Genomic DNA, 5,416 nt, shown 5'->3' on the forward strand with positions numbered 1-5,416 from the left:
CTTGGGCGAGGCCCCCGAGCACATCACGCTGGTCGACGGCCCCGAGGACGTCGCCAATGTCGAGGTTCGCGACGAGTCGAAGGTCGTCTGGCTCTCCCAGACCACCCTCTCCGTCGACGAGACGATGGAGACGGTCGACGCCCTCAAGACCAAGTTCCCGAACCTCCTCTCGTCGCCCAGCGACGACATCTGCTACGCCACCCAGAACCGCCAGACCGCGGTCAAGAAGCTCGCCGAAGACGCCCAGCTGGTCATCGTCGTCGGCTCCCGCAACTCCTCCAACTCCAAGCGCATGGTCGAGGTCGCCCTCGGCGCCGGCGCGGACGCCGCCTACCTGGTGGACTTCGCCGACGAGATCGACGAGGCCTGGCTGGACGGCGTCGCCATGGTCGGCCTGACCGCCGGCGCCTCGGTGCCGGACATCCTTGTCGACGGCGTCCTTCAGCGGCTGGCCGAACGCGGTTACACGGACGTGGAGACGGTCAAGACCGCCGACGAGTCCATCACCTTCAGCCTGCCCAAGGAGCTCCGCCGCGACCTGGGCGCCCCAACCACCCCGGCGTGAGCAGACCAGCGGCACACCCCGGGCGCCGAGCCGTAGGCCCACCGCGAGATCTCACCCGCGCGGCCGATTTGAAGGGAGAACGCCCCTATGACCATCGTCTCGAGTCTGCACGGTGCGCCGCTGCCCGACAGCGTGGCCGTCATCGACGGCAACGCATCCGACCCGTACCGCGACAAGGTCGTCTACACGTACGCCGACGCCCCTGATAGCTGGCGCAAAGCACTGGGAGACACCTGCCTGTTCGAATGGGGCATCTACGAGGGTGCCCGGCGCCGGATCAACCTCGGCGAGGCCGGCGTCCGCTTCTTCGACCGCCAACTCCACCACGCCGGGCTGCTGATCGGCCCCCGCCCGCCGATCCGCCGGATCCTCGACCTGGGCTGCGGCTGGGGTTTCATCACCTACCTGCTCGCCCGCCGCTTCCACGACGCCCTCCGCATCGACGCCGTCAACATCAGCCCCGCCCAACTGTCCTACTGTGCCGACTACGTCGCCGACCACGGCCTTGGCGACCGGATCAACCTGTACCTGTGCAACGGTCAGGACGTCGACCGCCTCCCCGACCCGGAGGAGCCCTACGACCTGGTCGTCATCCGGGGCGTCTACACCCATTTCCGCAACGATGTCTTCGAACGCTCGGTCAAGGCCCTCGCCACACGGGTCCGCCCCGGCGGCATCGTGATCATCTCCGACACGCTTTTCAAAGGCGACCTCGATGCCTACACCTCCGAGATCCCCGACACCGTGGACCGGCTCGCCTGCGGCAACCGCAAGTCCCCCGCGTACTTCGCAGACACGATCCGCGACGGCGGCTTCACCATCGCCGATATGCGCGTCCTGCCCTCCAACGCCGATGTCGCCCACTGGTTCGGCCAGGTCAAAGCGAACATCGAACATCACTTCCCGGACGGAGTCAGCGGCCCGCTGGAAGAACTCCGCGTGATGGCCGACAACATGACCGCCGGTCTGCTCGCTGACAAGGTCTCCGCCTACAGCATCGTTGCCCGGCGCCAGCCGTAGCCGCCCCTTCACCGCGCCCGGTCCTCTGGAGAGGAGCAACCGATGCCCGACACAACGGAAAAGGCCAGTGGTTACCCCACTGGCTGGTTCCCCGTTGCCTTCACTGCCGAGGTCGAACGCGGCCAGGTCGCACGAAGCGCGCTGGCCGGCGAGGACGTGGTGATCTATCGCACCACGAACGGCATCCTGCGAGTTATCCGCCCGTACTGCCCGCACCTTGGGGCGCACCTCGGGTATGGCGGCCGGGTGGAAGGCGAGTTCCTCGTGTGCCCCTTCCACGGCTTCGCGTTCGATCCGAACGGCACCTGCGCTCGTACGGGGTATGGCACCTTACCGCCGCGGGCGCAGCTCACCGTGCTGCCGAGCGGCGAGGCCAACGGTTTGGTCTACGCCTGGTATTCGCCAGCGGGGGATCTGCCCGCCTGGGAGTTCGCGTCGGTGCCGGCGGAGGGGTTCGGTAAACCGGTGGACTGGATGACCACCGGTCCCGGGCACCCAATGGATTTCATCGAAAACACTGTGGACTTCGGGCATTTCCCGAGCGAGCACGGCACCAGGGTGGTCACCGAGTCCGGTAAGTATCCGCATCCTGAGTACGGCGACTTCCAGATGCTGGTGACCATCCCGTTGCAGGGCTTCCAGTTCAGCAAGATCGGCGTCACGGTGAAGATCACGTGTGATGGGCTGGGCCACGCGATCGGCGAGTTCGATGTTCCGCAGGTGCGCTTGCGGGTGCGGGAGAACCTGGGGTGGACACCGGTCGGTCCGGGCCGGATCGCGTTCCGGAAGTCGTCATTCACCATGTTCGACCTGCGGGTTGGAAAACGGCATCCAGCGCGTCTGGCAGCGGCGGCCATCACGCCGATTGTCTCCAGGGTCATGTCGGCGGGTGCGGTCCGGCAGGGGAACAAGGACGTCATCATCTGGGGGCATCGCCGCTTCGTCGAACATCCCAAGCTCGCTCGGGGAGACGGCCCGATCATGGAGTACCGCCGCTGGGCGGCACGGTTCTTCGCGCCTGACGACCTGGCCGTGCTCGCCGACCGGAGCGCAGCAGCGCCCCTGAACGCCGACGCCCGGAAACCCAGCTTGCACGGCCACGAGGAGTGAGCAGCGACCATGAGCGATACAACAGGCACCGAGCGGCTCCGCGCGCGGCTTCGCATGCGCATGTCGGGCAGGAACAGGGAATTGATGCGTGCCAGCGGGGACCGTCCGGTGCGTATCAGCCGGTATCCGCGCCTGCGCACCGCAGCTGCGCTTGCTGCCTACCAGGCGCAGGCGGAACCAGCGCTGCCCTACCCCCAGGGCTGGTTCTGCGTGGGCCTGTCGCGTGAGTGGCCGCCGGGGCAGGTGCGTACACGCCCCTTCATGGGCCGTGAAGTGGTGCTCTATCGGACCAGGCGCGGAGTGCTCAGGGCCATTGGCCCCTACTGCCCCCACCTGGGGGCGCATCTCGGCGTGGGCGGCCGTATCGAGGGAGAAAACCTTGTCTGCCCCTATCACGGGTACGCCTACGCCACCGACGGCGTTTGCGTGCACACTCCCAACGCGCCGGCCCCGAAGGCCACATTGGAACGGGAGGAAGTGCGCGAGTTCAACGGCATGGTCTACGCATGGCACTCCGCCGACGGCGCCCCGCCCGCATGGGAGATCGTCGCAGAGCCCCTGGAGGGCTACCACCGGCCAGTCTGGCGGACCTATGAACTGGCCAGCCACCCCCAGGAGGTTCTGGAGAACCTCGTGGACTACGACCACTCCATGACGCTGCACGGTCTGTCGATTCAGCAGACCCAGCCACCCGTCGCCGACGGCCCCCACTTCCATGTTGACCTGCGCGTCGGGCGACGCGCTTCCTTACTCGGCGAGCTGGTGGTCGAACACCCCGTGGACCTCTACGGCCTGGGCCACCTCCAGCTCCGGTTCGAGCTGCCCCAGTATGGGATGTCCGTCCGCAACTGGTTCCTCCCCACTCCGGTTGCTCCGTGGCGCATTCACCTGCGCGTTGTGGGGAGCTGCAAGGTCACCGTGGCCAAGCGGCTGCCGCCGGCACTGCGCGAACTGTCGAACAGGCAGCTCTCCCATCTGGCCAGCTACCTCGTCATGCAAGAACTCATCAAGATCACTCACGCCGACCGGCCGATCTGGCAGCACAAGCGCTACCAGCCTCACCCCCGGCTGTCCAAAGCCGACGGACCAATCGGGCCTTATCGGCACTGGGCCCGGCAGTTCTACCCCGCGACTGTCGGCACCCGCGGCCCGGCCGGCACCCAACGTGACAACGGCTCCGCCGACATCGCACCGCCCGTCCCCCCAGCCCTTACGTGACCCGCCCGGAGGACACCATGCCCTTGCGCGCGGCGCGAGCGATCGCCGCCATGCCCTCACCGGGCACTCTCCTCACCATCCCGGAGACCGGAATCACCCTGCCGGTGCTCCGCCATCCGGACAACGACGCGGCCCAGCGCTGTCTCAACGTCATCGACCGTCCCTACATCACCGCCTGCCTCAACAGCCACAAAGCAGCCGATGCATTCATCGCCGCACAGGTCCCGACCTATGCCGGTCTGATCTACCCGCACGCGCTGCCCGACCGGTTCGTCTGCCTGCAACGCATGATGAACACCGTCACCCTCATGAACGAGGAGTTCGGCGACCCCGCCACCCTCGAGGACGCCTCCCTGTGCGAGCAGCTGCGCACCTGCTACCTCGCCGCTCTCGAGGGCACCCGACCACCCCGGAAGCGTGCGGCGGCCCGATTGCTGTACGAGACCCTCCGCCCGATCATGGCGGAGATCAGTCCCCGGGTGGGAACACGCCTGCTACACGCCATGCGCGAACAGATCTCCCTGCTGGCAGGGCGGTTCATCCGGCACGTCGACACCCTGACGCTCCAGCGGTATGTGGAGCTGCGGCGGATCGAGGCATTCGGCTATTGGCTCACCACCCTCGGCGAATACGCGCTGGGTTTCGACATGACCGACGACCTCGCGGCGAATCCGTCTCTGCGGGCCGCCCGCGACGCCGCCATCGATTCCGTGCTGCTGGTCAATGACCTCTTCTCCTTCCACAAAGAGATCCAGATCGGCGAGGCGCGCAATGCCTTGTGGATCGTCATGCGCGAAGACGACCTGTCGCTGCAAGCGGCCATCGACAAGCTCGCCCGCATGTGCGGTGACACTCAGCGCCGATACCTGGCCGCCTGCCGGACCGTCGAGACCCGGGAGCGCGCCGACCTTCGCGCCTACCTCACCGAACTCGGGCACCTCATCTCGGGCAATCTCGACTTCCACACCTTCAGCAGCCGTTACTACAGCCCGGACAGCGACACGGACCGGTTCTCCTCGGGAGAGATGGTGATCAGTACCTTTCCCGGCCTCCGCGACATCGCCAGTGAGCAGCCGCTCACAGTCACAACCTGAGAGGACGTTCGCATCGTGAATATGCTGGTATGTGATGGTTCACTCGCCTCCTCACCCGTGTCGCCGCCGAGCACCCCACGATCCGCAAGGCGTGGGTCGACGCCGGATGTGTCTCAAAGATCGTGTAAGTCCGTGATGTGACGGTCTGGCCCTGGGGCTCGGCCTCGGGCTCTCGGGCCAGGCGGATCGGATGAGTCATGACAGGCAAGGCGGAACCGGTCGCCTCGGCGGCGACTGGGGACATGATGGTGGACGAGGTGGTCGAGCGGCTGCTCGACAAGGCTGATGCCTCGGGAGCGGCTCTGCTGGGGGATGGCGGGATGCTGACGGAGATCACCAAGGCCGTGCTGGAGCGGGCTCTGGAAGCCGAGATGAGTGAACACCTCGGCTATGAGCGTGGAGACCTGGC

The 5,416-nt window shown here is 66.8% G+C and carries 4 protein-coding genes and 2 pseudogenes; all 6 read left to right on the forward strand.

Features of this window, described 5'->3' with window-relative positions:
- Positions 1-565, forward strand: a pseudogene (locus ACFWZ5_RS44500) (4-hydroxy-3-methylbut-2-enyl diphosphate reductase); the annotation flags it as partial.
- Between the two features lie 87 nt (positions 566-652).
- Complete coding sequence (locus tag ACFWZ5_RS44505) at positions 653-1,585, forward strand: SAM-dependent methyltransferase (RefSeq protein ID WP_384892822.1); 933 nt, start codon at positions 653-655, stop codon at positions 1,583-1,585.
- Between the two features lie 42 nt (positions 1,586-1,627).
- Complete coding sequence (locus tag ACFWZ5_RS44510; protein WP_384892825.1) at positions 1,628-2,695, forward strand: Rieske 2Fe-2S domain-containing protein; 1,068 nt, start codon at positions 1,628-1,630, stop codon at positions 2,693-2,695.
- 9 nt (positions 2,696-2,704) lie between these two features.
- On the forward strand, positions 2,705-3,913 hold the full coding sequence (locus ACFWZ5_RS44515) for a Rieske 2Fe-2S domain-containing protein (RefSeq protein WP_384892828.1): 1,209 nt from the start codon (positions 2,705-2,707) through the stop codon (positions 3,911-3,913).
- Positions 3,914-3,930: 17 nt separating this feature from the next.
- Positions 3,931-5,007, forward strand: a complete 1,077-nt coding sequence (locus tag ACFWZ5_RS44520) for a hypothetical protein (RefSeq protein WP_384892831.1) — start codon at positions 3,931-3,933, stop codon at positions 5,005-5,007.
- Positions 5,008-5,204: 197 nt separating this feature from the next.
- A pseudogene (locus ACFWZ5_RS44525) lies at positions 5,205-5,416 on the forward strand (IS256 family transposase); the annotation flags it as partial.

The organism is Streptomyces sp. NPDC059003 (assembly GCF_042740445.1).
In the GTDB taxonomy this organism is placed as follows: Bacteria; Actinomycetota; Actinomycetes; order Streptomycetales; family Streptomycetaceae; genus Streptomyces.

Excerpts from the sequence above, each read along its gene's own strand:
- ACFWZ5_RS44515 (WP_384892828.1), top strand. The coding sequence starts at position 2,705 with ATGAGCGATACAACAGGCACCGAGCGGCTCCGCGCGCGGCTTCGCATG.
- ACFWZ5_RS44510 (WP_384892825.1), top strand. The coding sequence starts at position 1,628 with ATGCCCGACACAACGGAAAAGGCCAGTGGTTACCCCACTGGCTGGTTC.
- ACFWZ5_RS44505 (WP_384892822.1), top strand. The coding sequence starts at position 653 with ATGACCATCGTCTCGAGTCTGCACGGTGCGCCGCTGCCCGACAGCGTG.
- ACFWZ5_RS44520 (WP_384892831.1), top strand. The coding sequence starts at position 3,931 with ATGCCCTTGCGCGCGGCGCGAGCGATCGCCGCCATGCCCTCACCGGGC.